The organism is Casimicrobium huifangae, from assembly GCF_009746125.1.
GTDB classification, from domain to species: domain Bacteria; phylum Pseudomonadota; class Gammaproteobacteria; order Burkholderiales; family Casimicrobiaceae; genus Casimicrobium; species Casimicrobium huifangae.
In genome coordinates this window covers 1,733,058-1,752,035 of record NZ_CP041352.1, presented here as the reverse complement: position 1 = coordinate 1,752,035, position 18,978 = coordinate 1,733,058, and the positions used below count along the sequence as shown (strand labels likewise).

General features: G+C 63.4%; 13 protein-coding genes. 12 read left to right on the top strand and 1 reads right to left on the bottom strand.

Annotation, left to right across the window (positions count from 1 at the left end):
- Window positions 1-16 precede the first annotated feature (16 nt).
- The 7 genes from FKL89_RS20170 to mutS all read left to right on the top strand — a co-directional run bounded on the left by FKL89_RS20170 (window position 17) and on the right by mutS (window position 8,354).
- Window positions 17-463, top strand: a complete 447-nt coding sequence (locus tag FKL89_RS20170) for a lasso peptide biosynthesis B2 protein (protein WP_162527444.1) — start codon at window positions 17-19, stop codon at window positions 461-463.
- Window positions 460-2,346 carry an asparagine synthase (glutamine-hydrolyzing) gene (asnB, locus tag FKL89_RS08020; protein WP_156862263.1) on the top strand — a complete coding sequence of 629 codons (1,887 nt, stop codon included), beginning with the start codon at window positions 460-462 and terminating at the stop codon, window positions 2,344-2,346. Before FKL89_RS20170 ends, asnB begins: the two co-directional genes overlap by 4 nt.
- 292 nt (window positions 2,347-2,638) lie before the next feature.
- Window positions 2,639-2,839, top strand: coding sequence for a tail fiber domain-containing protein (locus FKL89_RS20555; RefSeq protein ID WP_420361143.1), 201 nt, complete (start codon window positions 2,639-2,641; stop codon window positions 2,837-2,839).
- 23 nt (window positions 2,840-2,862) lie between these two features.
- On the top strand, window positions 2,863-3,990 hold the full coding sequence (locus FKL89_RS08015) for a methyltransferase (RefSeq protein WP_156862262.1): 1,128 nt from the start codon (window positions 2,863-2,865) through the stop codon (window positions 3,988-3,990).
- A 17-nt stretch (window positions 3,991-4,007) separates the two neighbouring features.
- Window positions 4,008-4,847 (top strand): hypothetical protein, encoded by an 840-nt coding sequence (locus tag FKL89_RS08010; protein WP_156862261.1) that lies wholly within the window; start codon window positions 4,008-4,010, stop codon window positions 4,845-4,847.
- 4 nt (window positions 4,848-4,851) lie between these two features.
- Window positions 4,852-5,136: a PqqD family protein gene (locus FKL89_RS08005; RefSeq protein WP_156862260.1), complete on the top strand. Its 285-nt coding sequence runs from the start codon at window positions 4,852-4,854 to the stop codon at window positions 5,134-5,136.
- Between the two features lie 617 nt (window positions 5,137-5,753).
- Window positions 5,754-8,354 (top strand): DNA mismatch repair protein MutS, encoded by a 2,601-nt coding sequence (gene mutS, locus FKL89_RS08000; RefSeq protein WP_238363540.1) that lies wholly within the window; start codon window positions 5,754-5,756, stop codon window positions 8,352-8,354.
- Between the two features lie 108 nt (window positions 8,355-8,462).
- Here the strand turns inward: mutS and FKL89_RS07995 are convergent, their stop codons facing one another.
- A complete protein-coding gene (locus FKL89_RS07995) occupies window positions 8,463-9,509 on the bottom strand; it encodes a Fe(3+) ABC transporter substrate-binding protein (protein ID WP_156862259.1) in 1,047 nt (348 codons plus the stop codon).
- Between the two features lie 213 nt (window positions 9,510-9,722).
- Between FKL89_RS07995 and FKL89_RS07990 the strand changes: the two genes are divergently transcribed.
- The 5 genes from FKL89_RS07990 (at window position 9,723) to FKL89_RS07970 (ending at window position 18,867) form a co-directional block, all read left to right on the top strand.
- Window positions 9,723-10,193: a DUF6644 family protein gene (locus FKL89_RS07990; protein ID WP_238363539.1), complete on the top strand. Its 471-nt coding sequence runs from the start codon at window positions 9,723-9,725 to the stop codon at window positions 10,191-10,193.
- A gap of 107 nt (window positions 10,194-10,300) precedes the next feature.
- Window positions 10,301-10,762, top strand: a complete 462-nt coding sequence (locus FKL89_RS07985; protein WP_156862258.1) for a DUF6152 family protein — start codon at window positions 10,301-10,303, stop codon at window positions 10,760-10,762.
- Window positions 10,763-10,871: 109 nt separating this feature from the next.
- Window positions 10,872-14,300 (top strand): transcription-repair coupling factor, encoded by a 3,429-nt coding sequence (gene mfd / locus FKL89_RS07980; RefSeq protein WP_156862257.1) that lies wholly within the window; start codon window positions 10,872-10,874, stop codon window positions 14,298-14,300.
- Between the two features lie 114 nt (window positions 14,301-14,414).
- Complete coding sequence (locus tag FKL89_RS07975) at window positions 14,415-17,402, top strand: DUF2339 domain-containing protein (RefSeq protein WP_156862256.1); 2,988 nt, start codon at window positions 14,415-14,417, stop codon at window positions 17,400-17,402.
- Entirely contained in the window at window positions 17,395-18,867 is a 1,473-nt protein-coding gene (locus FKL89_RS07970; RefSeq protein WP_162527442.1) for a DUF3999 family protein, read from the top strand. The genes FKL89_RS07975 and FKL89_RS07970 overlap by 8 nt, the downstream gene beginning before the upstream one ends.
- Window positions 18,868-18,978 lie beyond the last annotated feature (111 nt).

Here is an 18,978-nt window from a genome sequence, read left to right as displayed (position 1 = left end):
GAGCCACCCCTCGCGCTTGGCCAGATTCATTCGGCTGCGCAACGCACAAAAGCGAGCACTGGTGGCCGCGTGGCTATGGCTGCCACTGTTCTGGGTCGGTCTGCGCACACTGGGGCTGCCGCGCTTTCAGCGCCTGCTGCATCAGGCAACCGACAGAAAAGACAATTCGGCTGCCATGACGGCGGACGAGATTCAATCATGCGCTGCCGCCGTCACCATGGCAGCCAGCCACACGCCGTTTCCGGCCACCTGCCTGACACGCTCGCTGCTGCTGGAATGGTTGCTGCAACGGCGCGGGGTGCGCACGGAACTGCGCATCGGCGTCAACATCGGCTCGGGCATCCTGCGGGCGCATGCCTGGGTTGAACACGAAGGACGACCGCTGAACGACCGCGCCGACATCGCCGCTGATTTCAAGCCCTTCGGCCGGCTGCCTTCAGTCACCGCGTTTCGCGCGTCATGAGCGGCATCGCCGGTATCATCCATTTCGATGGCCGCCCGGTCGAGCCGGGCCAAGTGGAAGCCATGACCGCCGCCATGCCCTACCGCGGGCCGGATGGCACAAATCACTGGCGGCGCGGCAATGTGGCGCTCGGGCAATGCATGCTGCGCACCACGCCGGAATCGCTGGAGGAAACCCAGCCGCTGTCCAACGAGGACGAGAGTCTCGTGCTCGTCATGGACGGGCGCGTAGACAACTGGGAAGAACTAAGACAAACGCTCCTGTCAAACGGCGTAACGCTGCGCACTCGGGCGGACGCCGAACTGGTGCTGCGTGCGTATGAGGTTTGGGCCAGCGACTGCGTGCAGCACATCGACGGCGACTTTGCGTTCGTCATTTGGGACGCGCGCCGGCAAAGAGCGTTCTGCGCGCGTGACCCTGCCGGGAACAAACCCTTCAACTACCACTGGAATGGGCAGTCGTTCGTCTTTTCGTCCGAGTTGCGTGCGATTCTGCCGTTACCATGGGTACCCGAACGATTGAATCTGGATGTAGCAGCGGAGTATTTGGCGACGGAGTGGCATTCGCTGGACGAGACACTTTGGCAGTCCGTGATGCGGCTCAAACCCTCGCATTCGCTTGAAGTAGGTGGGGGGCAATCACTTCATCAGCGGCGCTACTGGCATCCTGACTTGCAGCACACCCTACCGTGCCGTAACGACGATGAGTACATCGAACACTATCGCGCATTGTTCTTCGACGTGGTACGCCGCATGTCGCGCTCCACCCACCCGGTAGCGTGCGAGGTCAGCGGCGGTCTGGACTCCTCCGCAATATTCGCCGTTGCCGAGACTCTGCGGCAACGAGCGCAACTGCCTGCGCCTGGTGTTGAAGGCTATACGCTGGATTTCAGTGGCGACCCAGCGGCCGACGAGATGGACTACGCCCGCGCGGTGGGGGCGTTTCTTGGCCGGCACGTTCACGAGGTTGTACCTGCGCATAAACCGCTGCACTGGTATCGGGACAACGCCAGATGGTATCGGGAGTTTCCTGACTACCCCAATGGCGCCATGGGTGAGGCCATCGTCGATCTCGCTCGCGCTAGCAATAGCCGGGCGCTGTTCAGCGGCGTCGGAGGCGATGAGTGGACTGGAGGAAGCCATATCTACTATGCCGAGGCCATCGCCGGCTGGCAAGCGCGCGATCTGCTTGCTTTGATGCTGCGCGACGCACGAGCTGCAGGGCCATGCTCGATGTTACGGTGGCTGCTACTTGAGGGCGTATCGCCCTCGCTGCCGTCCCCGCTTAGACTCGCGTTGCGCAAACTCTTCCACTTGGCAGTGAACCGAGCAGGCAAGAGTTCCAAGCGTTGGCTCGCGGCAGATATGGCGTGCAGACTTGATCGACGCAGAAAAAAATTTGTTGGCGAATCGGCGCCGATCTGCAGGCGAATTGGCCAGCGAGAACTATTGCGCCACCTGCCGCAACCGTACAACATACTCGCACGCGAAGTCTCGGAGCGACGCACGTCCCGTGCTGGACTTGAGCTACGCCTGCCGTTCTGGAACAAGGAAATCGTTCAGTGTGCGTTTTCCAGACCGGCCCATTTGAATATGCGCGGCAATGAAGACAGATGGCTACACCGCCAGGGCATGGCTCACGTGCTGCCTGAAAAAGTGCTGCAGCGTCAGACAAAAGCTGAATTTAGTGTCACCTTCCGACGCTACTGGCCGGAACTGTTGTCGCTATTGGCCGATGACATTCTTCCTGCGCGACCAGGCTGGGTGGAGGCGCAAGAATTCGGCGACATCGTTGGCCAAGCGTTCAGCATGGGCAGTCACGATTTCAGAGGTGGATGGGTTGCATGGACGCTTTTCGGGCTGGACACCGTCGTTTGCGATTAGTCTGATCGTCGTAGGTAGCTTTGATTCGGTTAGCGAGAAAGTTTATGGTATTCTGCGCCGACTAGCTGAAATATTCCGAGGGAGCCAAATGGACGCTGTGAAATTGAATAATTCGAATCCACACGAGTCGGTACTCACATCACCCAAGGCGATCTATGTGCCGCCGCTTTTGACGGTCTTCGGTGCAGTTCACCAGTTTACGCATGGTAGTGATTCGTCAGGCAATGCGGATGGAAACAGTGGTATGCCCATGCGGTAGTCGGACCCTGCGTGCAAGACGAACTGTGTTCGCATCGGTACACACCCGTCAGGCTTTGGCTTATACCTCTTCGACTACAAGGCAGGTTTTGGCGTTGAAGGCCGGCAATTTGGCGTCATGGCGGATGAAGTCGAAACTATCGTGCCCGAAGCCGTCGTCATGCATGCCGACGGCTACCGGCGCGTCAACTACGCAGTGCTCGGCATCACCCAAGCGCAGCGTAGCCTGCACTAACTCTGTCGCAGGTTCGCACGGTCATGCCAGGAGTGCTTGAGGAGCACCTGCATTATCTTTCACTTCCGCACCGGCTGGATCGCTATCGGAGTGCGATCGGGGCCGTGTTGAACCCCGGTGATCGTGTCGTTGACGCCGGGTGCGGCACTGGGGTGTTGGGTTTGCTCTGCCTGCAGGCCGGCGCGTCTCACGTTGACCTGATCGATTCCTCTCCAGCCATCGAACTGGCCCGGGAATCCTATGCGCGCGCGGGCTGGGCGAAGAAAGCAACTTTCTTTGACCGCAGCACGTTTCAGACGCTTCTCCCCGAGCCGGCAGACATTGTTATTTGCGATCACGTCGGCTGCTTTGGGTTCGACTACGGTATTGCCGCGATGATGGCCGACGCGCGCAAGCGCTTTTTGAATCCTGGCGGACGGCTGATTCCCCAACAAGTCACCGTGTGCGTCGCCGCCGTCGAGTCGGAAAAGTGCAGATCCCTTGCCGATTCCTGGGCTGCGCCTGAGATTCCCGCCGAGCTACGTTGGATTCGCGAACACAGCGTCAATGCGTCGCACCATATCGATTTGCAGCCGGGCGACCTGTTGTCGACGGGGGCCACGCTGGGTGAGATCGATTTCCGACTCGACAACCCGGATTTCTTCTCGTGGCAGGCACAATTGACGGTGCAACGCGACGGCATGCTCCATGGCCTCGCAGGCTGGTTCGAGTGTGAATTGGCGCCAGGCGTCAGCATGACCAATTCGCCGTTGGCGGAACAGTCGATCCGGCGGGCACAGGCCTTTCTGCCCATTGATGAAGCGATCGCCGTGCGCGCCGGCAGCATGCTAGACGTCTCCGTGATGGCCCGCCCCGCCGACAATCTGATCGCCTGGACGGTCAGCGATCCGCTGTCGGGACGACAATTCAGTCAGTCCACCTGGCGAGGCGAGATCATCGGCCGCGCGCAATTCTCGCGGAATCAACCGGATCACGTGCCGCAACTCAGCGCATCGGGGAAAGCGCGCAACTGCGTGCTGTCTTACTGCGACGGGCAGCGCAGCGTTGCGCAGGTGCAGGAGGCCGTGTTGCTCAATCATCCAAACCTGTTTCCCTCGCGCGACGAAATCGTCCGCTTTGTGACGTCCGTATTGCGGCGAGACACCTGTTGAACATCGCGCTGCAAACCTTGTCGCCAAGCCCTCAACCGCCGCTCGCCGACAAACCCTTTCACACCTGGGACTTGGCGGACGGCGCGACCTGGACTGCATTTCATCGCCGTGGACGCGATTACCTGCTGCGATTTCCCGATCTGGCCGACTTCCATGTGGCGCACGACGGACGGTCGGTCGTCGCCTGCCCCGTACCGGACGTCTCAGCGGGCACCCTCGATCATCTCTACCTCAATCAGGTCTTGCCGCTGGCGCTCAGCCGTCAGGGCCGATTGGTGCTGCACGCCAGCGCCGTAGAGCTGGGCGGCTTCGGTGTCGCCTTCAGCGGGGCATCGGGACGCGGAAAATCCACGCTGGCGGCGAGCTTTGCGACGGCGGGCTACCGATTCCTGACCGACGACGGATTGCAGATCGAGTGGCACGACGGGCTGTGCTTTGCCACACCAAGCCACCCGTCAATACGTCTGTGGCAGGATAGCCAGGAGGCACTGAACGTACATGACGCCGAGCACGCCGCACCGGTTGACTACACGCCAAAAGCGCGGCTGCTGGCGGGCGACCACATCGCCTTTTGCGACCAGGCGCGTCCGCTGCGTCGCGTCTACTTTTTAGGCGACGGCAGCGCAACGACGCTTAGCATCACGCCAGTGCCCCCCGCCGAGGCGCTCATGGCGCTGGTAAAAACCTCGTTTCTGCTCGACATCGAGGAGCGGCAGATGCTGGCCTGGCACTTCGAGGAGATGGTGCGGCTGGCGGCGCTTCCGATCTACTTTCATCTCGATTACCCGCGCCGGTACGAAGACTTGCCGCGGGTGCGCGACGCTATCATTGACCACGTTGCCCAGCAGAACACTTGACGACATGAATCTTTCCAGTAAGGTATCCGTTCCGCCACAAGTCATGGCCCGCCAAGTCGGCGACGAGCTGGTTATCCTCGACCTGCAAAGCGGAACCTATTTCGGACTCAATCCCGTCGGCGCCAGAGCCTGGGCACTGTTGACCGATGGCAAGGCGATCGCCGAAGCCTGCGATTTGATGCTCGATGAGTACGAGGTGACGCGCGCCACGCTCGAGAGCGACATTCGTGCGCTGGTGCAAACGATGGCCGACCGCCAACTGGTGCAAATCGTCGAACCAACCGTTTAGCGGCCCCTCGAGATCTGCCACTCGTCCAGGGCGCCCCACGCGCTACCGGGCTGACGGCCCGGTGCGGCGCCACGTCGAAGCACGGTACCCTGATCAGCTTTTTTCGGTTAGCCCTTTGCGCTATTGGCTTGGCTACCTATTGGCGTTGAAGTCGACTTTGGACCAAAACGTCGTCTCAGCCCATACGCGCCCTGGATTTCAATGAATAGCCATTGCGCACGCTGATCGTCGCTGCGGCAACCATCTTTACCGTCATAGCGAGCATAGCGAAGCATCGCGCGGCACTCTATCGATCCGGCAGGTTGACAACAGGAATCCCCGTTCGCCCTGAGCGCAGCGAAGGGTTTGATATCAGACGCTTCGGCGCTGCCTCAGCGCGAACGGTTCACCGATCAAGCGTGCCGCAGCGATAAGGAAACCAGCTGCAGTTCTGCGTCAGTACATCGATCCGGGGCCTTGCCCAGTATGACAAAGCCGTGTGTCTCATCCGGGCTCGTCAAACGCGGCGGGCCTTAATCGGTCAGCGTTTTCCATAGGGTGCAAAATTCCGTTGCGCGCCGCGGCGACGTTCCGCGTCGAATGCCTGCCGCAAGTTGAAACGTGAACTATTGATTGTTATGGCGAAACCAGCCGCTCCCGCCCACACCCCGATGATGCAGCAGTACCTGGCGCTCAAGGCCGAGCACCCGGACAAGCTGGTGCTTTATCGCATGGGCGACTTCTACGAGCTGTTCTACGACGACGCCAAACGCGCCGCGAAACTGCTCGACATCACGCTGACTGCGCGCGGCGAGTCCGGCGGCGCGCCGATCCCCATGGCGGGCGTGCCCTTTCATTCGCTCGACACCTACCTCGCGCGGCTGGTGCGTGCCGGCGAAACGGTCGCGATCGTCGAACAGGTCGGGGTGCCGGGCCTCAGCAAAGGCCCGGTCGAACGCAAGGTCGCCCGCATCGTCACGCCCGGCACGGTCACCGACTCCACGCTGGTCGATCCGCGCCGGGAGACGCTGCTCGCGGCCGTCGCGCTGGAGCCAGCCAGCGCCGCCGCCCGCGCCGGCGTCGCCATCGTCAACGCATCCAGCGGCACCGTCTCGCTGCGTGACCTGCAGGTCAGCGAGCTGGCGGCCTATCTGGCGCGTAAGGCGCCCGCCGAGATCGTGCACGCGGAGTCGGCAGCCCCTACGTTGCGCAGCCTGCTCGGCGCCGACGCCATGCTGCGTGCGCGACCAGACTACGAATTCACCAGCGTCCGCGCCACCGACGAGTTGACCCAGGCGCTCGGTACCGCCACGCTGGCCCATCTCGACAGCGAACGCGCCCCGCTCGCGCTGGCGGCCAGCGGCGCCGCGCTCGCCTTCGTGCGCCTGGTCAATGGCGGCGCGCGGCTGCCGGTCTCCACGGTGCACATCGAGCGCGCCAGCGAAGTGCTCGAGATGGACGCCGCCACGCTGCGTAACCTCGAAATCGTGCAGACGCTCTCGGGCGCTGCCGAGCCGACGCTCCTCTCGCTGCTCGACCGCTGCGAGACCGCCGCCGGTTCGCGGCTGCTGCGGGCGCGCCTGAGCGAGCCGCCACGTGACCCGGCCGTCGCCGCCGCCCGTCACGCCGCCGTCGCCTCGCTCGCCCGCGATCAGTCAGTGCCATTCGACCGCGTGCAGGACGTGCTGCGCGGCCTTTCCGACATCGAGCGCATTGCCAGCCGCATCGCGATGGCCAGCGTGCGTCCGCGCGAACTCGCCGGGCTGCGCGCGACGCTCGCCACCCTGCCAGCCTTGGGCGAAACCCTGGCGGCCTCGGAAAACCCACTGCTGCAGCACATCCGCACCGCGCTCGCCGTCGCGCCCGAATGGCACGCCCTGCTAGCACGCGCGATTGCCGAGGAACCGGCCCTGGCGGTTCGTGACGGCGGCGTCATCGCCAACGGCTACGACAGCGACCTCGACGAGCTGCGTGCCATCCAGAACGACAGCGGTGCCTTTCTCGCCGCCATGGAGCTGCGCGAACGCGAGCGCACCGGCATCCCGAACCTGCGTGTTGAATACAACAAGGTCAGCGGCTTCTACATCGAGATCACGCAGAGCTACGTGGCGCAGGTGCCGGTCGAATACAAACGCCGGCAGACGCTCAAGAACGTCGAGCGCTACATCACGCCTGAACTGAAGACCTTCGAGGACAAGGCGCTCGCGGCCAACGACCGTGCGCTGGCGGCGGAAAAGCGGCTGTTCGAAGAACTGCTACAAAAGCTGGCCCCGGCGCTCGATGGCTTCCGCAAGGCCGGTGCGGCGCTGGCCGAGCTTGACGTGCTCGCCAATTTCGCTGAGCGCGCCGAGACGCTGTCGCTTTCGCGACCGGTGTTCACCTCGCTGCCCTGCCTTGAGCTGGCAGGCGCCCGGCATCCGGTTATAGAAGCGCTGGTTGACCAGTTCATCCCGAACGATCTGCGGCTCGACAGCAGGCGCAGTTGCGTGATCCTCACCGGCCCGAATATGGGCGGCAAGAGCACCTACATGCGGCAAGCGGCGCTGGCGGTGATCATGGCCTATGCCGGGTGCTTTGTGGCGGCGACACAGGCGACGATCGGGCCGATCGACCGTGTGCTGACACGTATTGGCGCCTCCGACGATCTCGCCTCGGGCCGCTCCACCTTCATGGTCGAGATGACCGAAGCCGCTGCCATCCTGCAGCGCGCCACGCCGAATTCACTGGTGATCGTCGACGAGATCGGCCGCGGTACGTCCACCTTTGACGGCCTCGCCCTGGCCACTGCAATCGCGCGGCGACTGATTGCGAGGGCCCAGAGCCTGACGCTGTTCGCCACGCACTACTTTGAACTCACCGAACTCGCCAACGACTTCGCCACCTGCGTCAACCAGCATGTCTCGGTCGTCGAACACGGTGATCGCGTCGTCTTCCTGCACGAAGTCAAGGCCGGTCCTGCCAGCCGCAGCTACGGGATCGACGTCGCAAAACTCGCTGGCATGCCCGCTGAAGTCATACGCGACGCTCGACGCGAGCTGGAGCGGCTGGAGCGGGAACGCACGCACGCCGTGCCGCAAGCCGATCTGTTCGCCACAGTATCAACGCCGGGCGAATCGTCGGACGCGACCGTAGCGTCAACACTGCTTGACGAACTCGCGCAGCTCGATGCCGACGATATGAGCCCCCGCGAGGCGCATGCCAAGCTGGCCGAGCTGATTGAGGCTGCTCGCAAGCGCTGATTGTCCGACCGCTTACGTCGTCCTGCATCCGGACAAACCTGAGGCCAACACGCCCCAAGTAAAAGAGCGGCCTCGGCCGCTCTTTTTCATCGCCGCAATTTCACGCGACTATTTCCAGCCCACTCGGTTGACGATTTCCTGCGCAAGGCGCTGATTCTTGCCGAGGGCGATCATATTGATCGAATCTGGCTTGAAGACACCCATCGCATCGAGCGCCGGGTTCTTCACCTTCAGCCCGCTGACAATCGGCCACTCGTTGTTGCCGTTGGCGAAATAACCTTGTGCTTCGTCGCTGACGAGATACTCCATGAACTTGATGGCGTTGTCCCGGTTCGGCGCGTACTTGAGCACGCCGCCACCGGAGACATTCATGTGCACGCCACGTCCACTGGTATTCGGCCAGACGATGCGCACGCGTTCCATCGCAGCACGGTCGTCAGCCTTGTCCGACTTGATCAACCTGGCAACGTAATAGGAGTTGGAGAGCGCCACGGCACACTCGCCCGCGGCAACTGCCTTGATCTGGTCGGTGTCGCCGCCCTTGGGTTGCCGCGCCAGGTTGGCCACCACGCCCTTCGCCCACGCCTCCGCCTTCTCGGCGCCTGCGTGCTCGATGATCGAAGAAATCAGTGACAGCATGTAAACATGTGAACCGGAACGCGTGCAGACCTGTCCTTTCCACTTTGGGTCGGCCAGATCCTCATAGGTCGCAATCTCACCGGGTTTGACTTTCAGCTTGTCCACCACCATCACACGCGCACGAGTGGACAGGCCGTACCAGGTGTTGCTGGCCAGCCGGTAGGCAGCCGGGATACGCTCGTTGAGCACTTTCGACTGGACGGGCGCGAACACGCCCTCCTGATCGGCCAGCCACAGACGCCCGGCATCGACCGTCAGGAACACATCGGCTGGCGAGTTGGCGCCTTCGCTCTTGATCCGCTGCAGCAGTTGGTCCTCACCACCTTCAAGGCGGTTGATCTTGATGCCCGTTGCTTTGGTGAAGTTGCTGTAAAGCGCCTCGTCGGTGCTGTAGTGCCGCGCCGAATAGAGATTGAGCACCTTGTCTTGCGCCTGCGCGCCGTACACCGCAATCAAAGTAGAGACGGCGGCGGCGAAGAGCGTGCGGAAACGAGTTTTCGTAATCTTGAGTTCCATTGGGTCTGCCTGTTGACGCCAGCCCGTGCGACCGGCCAGGCGCCGGCACTACGGGAATGACGAAGGGAAGTTGTAAACGCGAACTATTCTCAAATGCTATCACAATGCGAACCATTCTCGTTTGCATTCATTGATACGCATCAACCCAGCAGGCAATTTCAGCCGTGGGAGAATGCCCGGACGCCATCCGCCGTACGTGCCCAGCCACATCTGATGAATGCAACCGTGATCCACGCACTGCACGACTGGCCGTTCGCGGTCTGGCTGCGCTCCGCGCCCATCGTTTATCCAGCACTTGAAACCCTCCACATCATCGCGATTGCCATCACGTTCGGCTCGCTCTGGATCGTCGATCTGCGCTTGCTCGGCGTACGCCTCTTCGGCCTCGGAGCGCTGGATGTACGCACGCTCGCCGGGGCGGCGCTGCCCTGGACGCTATTCGGCTTTGTTCTCGCTGCGGCCGCCGGCAGCCTGATGTTTCTGGCACGAGCGGGCGACTTCATCGGCAATCAGGCGTTCCTGCTCAAAATCCTGCTCCTGTTCGTGGCCGGTACCAATGCCGCCATATTGCACAGCCGCGGCCCTCTGGATTCAAGCAGTACGGCAACCCGGCTCCAGGCGGCCTTTTCTCTGCTGATATGGATCGCTATCATCATTTGTGGCCGCTGGATCGCCTACGTCTAGCGAAACGCGCAACCGCCTGACCTGAGCAGGCCATGCCGGATTCGTTCGCCGTTGTCCCCCACTTCACCTTTCAACGCATTTGTCAGGCCCCGTTTCTAGGAGTCCCCATGTTTCGCAACTCAATCGTCGTCTCACTGGTTGCCGCGACCTCGTTGGCGTTTGCCCATCACGGCTGGAGCAGCTTCGACGAGAGCAAGCCGATCTATCTGGAAGGCGTGGTGAAAGAAGTGAAGTGGCAAAACCCGCACGCCGAGGTCAAGCTTGAAGTGAACGGCGCTCCAGCGCCTGCGGCGCTGCCCCGCTTTGCCGTGCCGAAGCAGTCCGCAGCCGTTGATGCCGTCACCGTGCTCGGCACAGCGAAGCCGCCCGTTCGCAAGGACAAGGTCTGGGAAATCGAATTTGCGCCGATCGCCAGAATGGATGCCTGGAAAGTCGTGGCGCCCAAAGTTGGCGACAGGATGGCGGTGGTGGGCTACACATTCAAGGATGAGAAGGGCGAGGCGATACTGCGTGTGGAGTTTTTGATCGGCAACGGCAAGGTGACGCCTTTGCGGTCGTCGCCGATGTAGTTCGGGGCGCAAGAGCTTCGAGTCACATTCGGCAGATCGCGCCCGATAAAATCAATCGTCTGATCCACTGAGTTATCGCGTGAGGCAGCGCCTCTCGTGAGGTTCTGCTTTGCCCACTTTTTCGCTTCTTCCCCCGATTCCCCGCGCCGGTGAACGCGCGCAGACGGCCCGTCCGCCCGGGGCCGCGACCTCGCTAGCGCTCGCACGCCTGACGCAATCGCTGCGCGACGCAAAGCGCACGCTGATCGTCACCTGCGCCGATGCGCAGGACGTGCACCAGCTCGCGCTCGAGCTCGCGTGGTTCGACCCGGCGCTGCGTGTGCGCGAATTCTCGGACTGGGAGACGCTGCCCTACGACCACTTCTCGCCGCACCCCGACCTCGTCAGCGACCGCCTGCAAGCGCTCTATGCGCTCGCCAACAACGCGTGCGACGTGATGCTCGTCGCTGCAACCACGGCGACGCAGAAGCTCTCGCCGCGCAGTTACGTCGCGGCGCGCACCTTTGCGTTGAAAAAGGGCCAGAAACTCGACGTCGACCGCCTGCGCCAGCAGATGACACTCGGCGGCTACACGCACGTCAACCAGGTCGTATCGCAGGGCGAGTTCGCGGTGCGCGGCGGCATCATCGACATCTTCCCGACAGGCGGCACACTGCCGGTGCGTCTCGACCTGTTCGACGACGAGATCGAGTCGATCAAGACCTTCGAACCCGACAGCCAGCGCACGCTGTATCCGGTCAACGAGCTGTCGCTGCTGCCGGCGCGCGAGTTCCCGACCGACGAGGCCGGCCGCACGCTGTTCCGTCAGCGCTTCCGCGAAGTGTTCGAGGGCGATCCCTCGCGCGCCGTCGCCTACAAGGACGTGTCGAACGGCATCTTCCCGGGCGGCATCGAGTTCTATCTGCCGCTGTTTTTCGACGCCGCCGAGACGCTGTTCGACCACGCACCGGCCGACGCGGTGTTCGTGCTGCTGGGCGATGTACACGCGACGCTGACCGACTTCGAGAAGGAAACGCGCGAACGCTGGGGGCTGCTACGCGGCGACAGCGCACGTCCGCTACTGGAGCCGTGCGAGCTCTACCTGGGCCGCGACGACTTCCTGCATCACGTCAAGACCTACGCGCGCTACGAGCTGAAGGCTGGCGACTCCGAGGTGGCGCGCAAGGTACCGCCCCTCGAGATCGACCGCCGGCTGGCGCGTCCGCTCGGGCCGCTCGCCGACTTCCTGGCCAACGCCACTCAGAACGGCGGTCGCGTGCTGCTGTGTGCCGAGAGCGCGGGCCGGCTGCAGACGCTGCAGGAGATGTTCGTCGAGCACGGCCTGACGCCGCACAAGCTCGACGACTTCGCTGCCTTCCTCGGCACCGGCGAGCCGTTCTGCGTGACGGCGGCACCGCTGTTCGCGGGCAGCATCCTCGTCCAGGAGCGGCTCTCGTTCGTGACCGAGGCCGAGCTGTACCCGAGCACGACGCGCTCGGCGCGGCGCAAGCGTGCCAAGACCACCAACGTCGACAGCATGCTCAAGGACCTGTCCGAGGTCCGTGTCGGCGACCCCGTCGTGCACGAAGAACACGGCATCGGCCGCTATCTGGGCCTTGTGTCGCTCGACCTCGGCGACGGGCCGACCGAGTTCCTGCACCTCGAATACTCGAATCAGGCCAAGCTCTACGTGCCGGTGTCCAACCTGCACCTGATCTCGCGCTACAGCGGCACCTCGCCCGAACACGCGCCGCTGCATACGCTCGGCTCGGGCCAGTGGGAGAAGGCGAAGAAAAAGGCGGCACAGCAGGCGCGCGATACTGCCGCCGAGTTGCTCAATATCTATGCGCAACGCGCGGCACGCGTCGGCCACTCGTTCAAGATCGACTGGAGCGACTACGAGACCTTTGCGTCGGGCTTCGGATTTGAGGAAACACCCGACCAGAGCGCCGCCATTCAGGCCGTCGTCCAGGATCTCGTCGCGGCCAAGCCGATGGACCGCCTGGTCTGCGGCGACGTCGGCTTCGGCAAAACCGAGGTCGCGCTGCGCGCCGCGTTCGTTGCGCTGATGGGCGGCAAACAGGTCGCCGTACTGGTGCCGACGACGCTGCTTGCCGAGCAGCACTTCAGTACCTTCAAGGATCGCTTCGCGCCGTGGCCGATCAAGATTGAGGAGCTGTCGCGCTTCCGGAGCACGAAAGAAGTACGCGCCACGCTCGACAGCCTCGCCGAAGGCAAGGTTGACCTCGTGATCGGCACCCACAAGCTGATCCAGCCCGACATCAAGTTCAAGAACCTGGGGCTGGTCATCATCGACGAAGAGCACCGCTTTGGCGTGCGCCAGAAGGAACAGTTGAAGAAGCTGCGCGCCGAGGTCGACGTGCTGACCCTCACCGCGACGCCAATCCCGCGCACGCTGGCGATGAGCCTTGAGGGCATCCGCGACTTCAGCGTGATCGCGACGGCGCCGCAGAAACGGCTGGCGATCAAAACCTTTGTCGCCAAGGGTGGCGACGGCATCATCCGTGAGGCGATCCTGCGCGAGTTGAAGCGCGGCGGACAGGTGTACTTCCTGCACAACGAGATCGAGACCATCGAGAACATGCGCGAGCGGCTCGAGGCGATCGTGCCCGAGGCACGCGTGCGCGTGGGCCATGGCCAGATGGGCGCACACGAGCTGGAGGGCGTGATGCGCGACTTCTACCAGCAGCGCTTCCAGATCCTGCTCTGCTCGACCATCATCGAGACCGGCATCGACGTGGCCAACGCCAACACCATCCTGATCAACCGCGCCGACAAGTTCGGTCTGGCGCAACTGCACCAGCTGCGCGGCCGCGTCGGGCGTTCGCACCATCAGGCCTATGCCTACCTTCTGATCCCTGGCGAGGATGCGATCACAGCCGACGCCAAGAAGCGGCTCGAAGCGATCACCCAACTCGAAGACTTGGGTGCCGGTTTCTACCTGTCAATGCACGACCTCGAGATTCGTGGCGCCGGCGAAGTGCTCGGCGACAACCAGTCGGGCGAGATGCAGGAGATCGGCTTCTCGCTGTACAGCGAGATGCTCAACCAGGCGGTGCGGGCGCTCAAGGCAGGTCGCGAGCCCGATCTCGACGAGCCGCTGGGCGTCACGACCGAAGTCAACCTCCACATACCCGCGCTGTTGCCCGAAGACTATTGCCCCGGCGTGCACGAACGGCTGGTGATCTACAAGCGGCTCGCCAACTGCGAGACCGAGGATGCGCTGGAGGACCTGAAGGAAGAGCTGATCGACCGCTTCGGGCTGCTGCCGCCACCGACCGAATCGCTGCTGGCGGCGCACCAGTTGCGCATCGCAGGCAAATCGCTGGGCGTCAAGAAGATCGACAGCGCACCGGAGCGCACCATCATCAGCTTCAAACCGAAGCCCGCGTTCGAACCGATCAAGCTCATCCAGCTCATCCAGAAGGACGGGCGCTATCGGCTTCACGGTCAGGACAAGGTGAAGATCGAGCGTCCGGTGCCGGCACTGAACGAGCGCGCGCGCATGGTGCGCGAGTTCTTCCATGCGCTGCGTTGAACTAACCGCCGGTATTAAAAAACGCAACGTTTGCTGATACGCTCGCCGCGCGGAGCGACCACAAGTACGCTCCGGCTATCTCGTTGTTGATCCATAGTGGATCGGGGGAACGCGATGATTATCTGGGGAGCAATCTGGGGCGCGATACTGGGCATCATCCTGCCGCGCCACGAGGATGCATGGACACTGATCGCTGGCGGCCTGATCGGGGCGCTGATTGGGCTTACCCTGCGCAAATCGGTGCGCAGCGAGTTTGCGCGACTGGCTGAGGCTCAGACAGCAACGCAGCAACCGGCGCCGAAGGCTACGCCGGCCGCAGTTGCGACAACGCCTGTGGTTGCTGCCGACGCCACGACAGAAGTCACTGCAAACGCATCCGTCCCCATCGCCACAGTGTCCGTCGCGCAGGAAGCGGCGAAAGATCAAGTTCGGCCGTTGGCAGCGGTAGCGCCGGTCGCTGCCGATCAAGCGCAAGGGTTGACGCAAACACCCACCTCGGAAGCAACGGCGCCCGTCGCGACCACCGCGTCGCCCAAATCGACACCGGCACCGCTCGGGCCGGACCTATCGCGCGAACCGGACCCCATCGAAAAACTCGTTGGCCGCGCGAAGGCGTGGCTGCTCGGCGGCAATACGGTGGCGCGCGTCGGCACAGTAGTGCTCTTCATCGGGCTGTCGTTCCTCGCCAAGTGGGCGGCGGACAACGCCCTGTTCCCGCCCGAATTGCGTCTTGCTGCCGTCGGCATCATGGGCATCGCGCTCCTGGTGCAGGGCTTCCGGCTGTCGCGCCGCGTCGCTGTTGGCGACAACGGCGACGAGATCGCTGCGCGCAGCAACTACGCCTACCTGCTTCAAGGCGCTGGCGTAGCGGTGCTCTACCTAACCATCTTCGCTGCGTTCAAGCTCTACGCGATGATTCCGGCGCTCGCGGCCTTCGTGCTGATGGCGCTGGTATGCGCGCTGTCGACATTGCTCGCGCTGCTGGCCGACAAACAGATGCTTGCCTTTGTCGGCTTTGCCGGCGCTTTTGCCACGCCGATTCTGGTTTCCACTGGCAGTGGCAATCACGTGGCACTGTTCAGTTACTACCTGCTGCTCAATCTGGCCATTGGTATCGTCGCCTGGCTACGGGCGTGGCGGGCGCTCAACCTGCTCGGCTTCTTTGCAACATTCGGGGTGGCGACGCTGTGGGGTGCACTCAAGTATGTGCCAGAGAACTACGCCACCACGCAGCCGTTCCTGATTGCCTTTTTCGCCATCTATGTGCTTATCGGTTTGTTCTACGCGCTGCGCCACGCGGGCGATGGCAAGCGGTTGCTCGATGGCATTGTGATTTTCGGCACGCCGATCGTGAGCTTCCTGCTGCAAACGCAACTGGTTGAACATTTCGAATACGGCGCCGCCATATCCGCCGTTGCCGCCAGTGCGGTCTATCTGCTGCTGGCGCTGTTTGTGCGCAGCCGGGCGACCACAGCCGCCGGAGACGTGGCGCAGTGGCTGACAATGAGCTACGCCGCTCTGGCGCTGATTTTCGCGACGCTGGCAGTGCCGTTGGCGGTGGACGGCCGCATGACCGCAGCGATCTGGGCGATCGAAGGTGCTGGCGTCTTCTGGCTGGCAACGCGGCAGAAGAGCCTGATCGGGCAGTTGTTTGGTGTGGCCATGCAACTGCTTGCTGCCAGCGCCTTCATCAACGGCTTTGCGCTGGTTGGTGAAACGCGTGCGCATGCGCTGCCCTTCGCCAATGCGGACTTCGTTGGTCACGCGATGCTGGCATTGGGCGGGCTGCTGATCTCGTGGTGGTCGCATGGCTTGCTGCGCGCGTCGCATGACGACGCCGGCGAAAGCGCGTCAGTTGCTGAGTCAACCGAAGCGGCTGCAAAGGCAAACACACACGCCAGCAACCAGAAGCTGCTCTGGCAAGCAGCGCATCCACTGCTGTTCGTGGCCGGCTTCGGCTGGCTGGTGAGCGGCGCCTGGGGCGAAGTCACTCGTGTGCTGCCCGGCCAGCCTGACTATGTCAAGCTGGCCTGGTTTACGCTCAGTTTCATGGCGCTCGCCCTGCTCGCCTGGAGTGCATGGCGCCGCAGCGGCTGGCGTGCCGCCCGCTATCCGGCGATCGTCACCGCACCGTTCCTGCTGATCGCAGTGAGCGGCAACCTGTTCTTCGAACGCTCGAATCTGCTGTTCAACGTGCTGCTCTGGCCCGCCTGCCTGCTGTTGCACCTGTTCATGCTGCGTGGCGTCGACGACGAGCGACCACGACGCTGGTGGCCGGTCGTCCATGTTGGCAACGTGCTGTTGATGATCCTGATGGCCGCCACCATTCTTGATCGCGCCATTGATCTTGGCCAGTTGCGCGGCACCGACTGGGCTGCTGGCATTCTGTTGACCGCCTGCACCGTGCTGCTGCTGGCGCTGGCGTCCGGTCGCGTCTGGACCGATACGCCAGCCGGCTGGCCGCTCGACCGCTTCCAGCGCCAGTACGCCCTGCAGGCGGGCGGTGGCGTGGCGACGCTCACCCTAGTTGGTGCATTGATCGTGGCCTGCACCGCGCCGGGCAACGCGGCGCCCCTACCCTACCTGCCGCTGCTTAATCCAGTGGACCTGGTCGTCGCCCTGGCGCTGACCGGCGTGGCGCTGTGGCTGAAACGGGCGCGCAACTCTTCTCTGGTGGCCGAAGGCTCGTGGTTACGGTCAGTACTGCCGGTGGGCGTGCTGGCGTTTGCTGCATTCATCGCCCTGAATACTGTCTGGCTGCGCTTTGCCCACCACTTCCGCGACATCGCCTGGAACGCGCATGCGCTCGGCAATTCCTTCTTCGTGCAGGCAGGCTACTCGGTGCTGTGGACGCTGCTGGGCGTTGCTGCCATGCTGGTGGCACACAAGCGCCAGCAACGGATGATCTGGCAGGCAGGCGCCGCGCTGCTTGGGCTGATCGTCGTCAAGCTGCTGCTGGTGGACCTGGCCAACTCGGGCGGTGGTGAACGCATCGTCGCCTTCATTGGCGTCGGCCTGTTGATGGTCGCAGTAGGTTACTTTGCGCCCTTGCCGCCCGCCGATGGCGGCAAGCGCGACAACGTGGAGACCAATCATGCGTGATGTCACTCCTGCAGGCGGACACGTGCAGCGCTGCCTGCTCACACTGTTGGCACTCGGCGCCACCTGCGTGCCCATCGCAACTGCGCAGACCGCACAGGACTTCTCAGTGCGCGCCACCGCGACAGTCCCAGCCGGCACCACCATCGCGCGCGTGGCGCTGCCGGCTGCCACCATCGCCGCACTGCGTACCCCCGATGGCGGCGACCTTCGAGTCTTCAATGCTGCCGGGCAATTGCTTCCCTATGCTCTGATCAATGCCGCAACGCAGCCACAAACTCGGCCGGACACCGCCGGCCAGCGTCTGCTGGTACTGCCGATCCACAGCGGGAGCAGCGACGCGACCGCCACTGCCGGCAACGCGCCGACACTGCGCATCATCGAAGGACCGCAGCGCCGTGTCATCGAATATTCGGCGGCGGACGCACCCGGTAAAGCAAAAGCACCGCCAGCTGCGGCGGAAGTTCGTGGCTGGCTGTTCGACACCCGCAGCATCGACAGTGAACTTCGTGCGGTCGAGCTGGAAGCCACGCTGCCCGCCGCCACCATCGTCAAGGTGTCGCTGGCGGCCAGTAGCGATCTGAAGTCGTGGCGCAACCTGGCCAGCGATGTGCCGGTGTTCGAGTTTCCGTCCGCTGACGCCAGCGCAGGCGCCGGGCCGGTGAATCGTCGAATCAATCTGCCAGCGGGCACACGACTGAAGGATCAGTATCTGCGTCTCACCTGGTCGGGCGCTGGCGCCGGGGCCCTGCCTGTCACGGCGCTGCGGGCGATCGGCTCGGGCGATGTGGCCCCGGTACCGCCGGTGGTGCTTGATCTCGGCCCGCCTGCATCCACCAGCGAAGACGCGGCGCAGTGGACGCTGCCGTCGGCATTGCGCGCACAGGGCCTGCGCCTGTCCACCAACGCGACCAACGCATTGATGCCGGTACGGATCAGCACCCGGGCCCGTGCAGGCGAACCGTGGCGGGTGGTCGCGACCAGTGTTGTTTACCGGCTGGCTGGCGCCGACGGCGTTGCCAACGTCAACCCGTCGCAGCCACTGCCCTACGCGCTCGAACGGGAAGTGCGGGTCGAGGCGCAGCCAGGCTACAAGCTGAGCGGCGTGCCACTAATACTGGCGTTGGAATACCCACCGTTGCAAGCGCTGTTCGTCGCCACCGGGCAGGGGCCGTTCACCGTCGCAAGCGGCAAAGCGGGGCTGGCATCCGCCGCGCTGCCGGTGGCCACCGTGATGCCGGGTTACAAGGTTGCCGATGAGTTTGCGCTGTCGGTGCTGCAGGCGCAGCCGGAGCCCGGCTCGGTAGCGGCCACGGGTCGGCCTGCTGGCGCGGGCGCGCCGGGCGGGAACGCCATGACGACGGATTGGCTGAACCGCACCACCCTGCTGTGGGGCGTTCTGGTGCTGGCGGTGCTGGTGCTGGGTGGGCTCGCACTTAGCCTGCTGCGTTCGCCGACCAAGCGCTGAAAGCCGAGCTGCGGCGGTCTGCTCGCGCTGTCGCGACACTTCATCTTTACGCTTGGACCCTCAATAGCATTGGGCCCATCGGTCAATTTGACCAAAAGTCGACTATTTGCC

Excerpts from the sequence above, each read along its gene's own strand:
- asnB (WP_156862263.1), top strand. The coding sequence starts at position 460 with ATGAGCGGCATCGCCGGTATCATCCATTTCGATGGCCGCCCGGTCGAG.
- FKL89_RS08015 (WP_156862262.1), top strand. The coding sequence starts at position 2,863 with ATGCCAGGAGTGCTTGAGGAGCACCTGCATTATCTTTCACTTCCGCAC.
- FKL89_RS08005 (WP_156862260.1), top strand. The coding sequence starts at position 4,852 with ATGAATCTTTCCAGTAAGGTATCCGTTCCGCCACAAGTCATGGCCCGC.
- mutS (WP_238363540.1), top strand. The coding sequence starts at position 5,754 with ATGGCGAAACCAGCCGCTCCCGCCCACACCCCGATGATGCAGCAGTAC.
- FKL89_RS07995 (WP_156862259.1), bottom strand. The coding sequence starts at position 9,509 with ATGGAACTCAAGATTACGAAAACTCGTTTCCGCACGCTCTTCGCCGCC.
- FKL89_RS07990 (WP_238363539.1), top strand. The coding sequence starts at position 9,723 with ATGAATGCAACCGTGATCCACGCACTGCACGACTGGCCGTTCGCGGTC.
- FKL89_RS07985 (WP_156862258.1), top strand. The coding sequence starts at position 10,301 with ATGTTTCGCAACTCAATCGTCGTCTCACTGGTTGCCGCGACCTCGTTG.
- FKL89_RS07975 (WP_156862256.1), top strand. The coding sequence starts at position 14,415 with ATGATTATCTGGGGAGCAATCTGGGGCGCGATACTGGGCATCATCCTG.
- FKL89_RS07970 (WP_162527442.1), top strand. The coding sequence starts at position 17,395 with ATGCGTGATGTCACTCCTGCAGGCGGACACGTGCAGCGCTGCCTGCTC.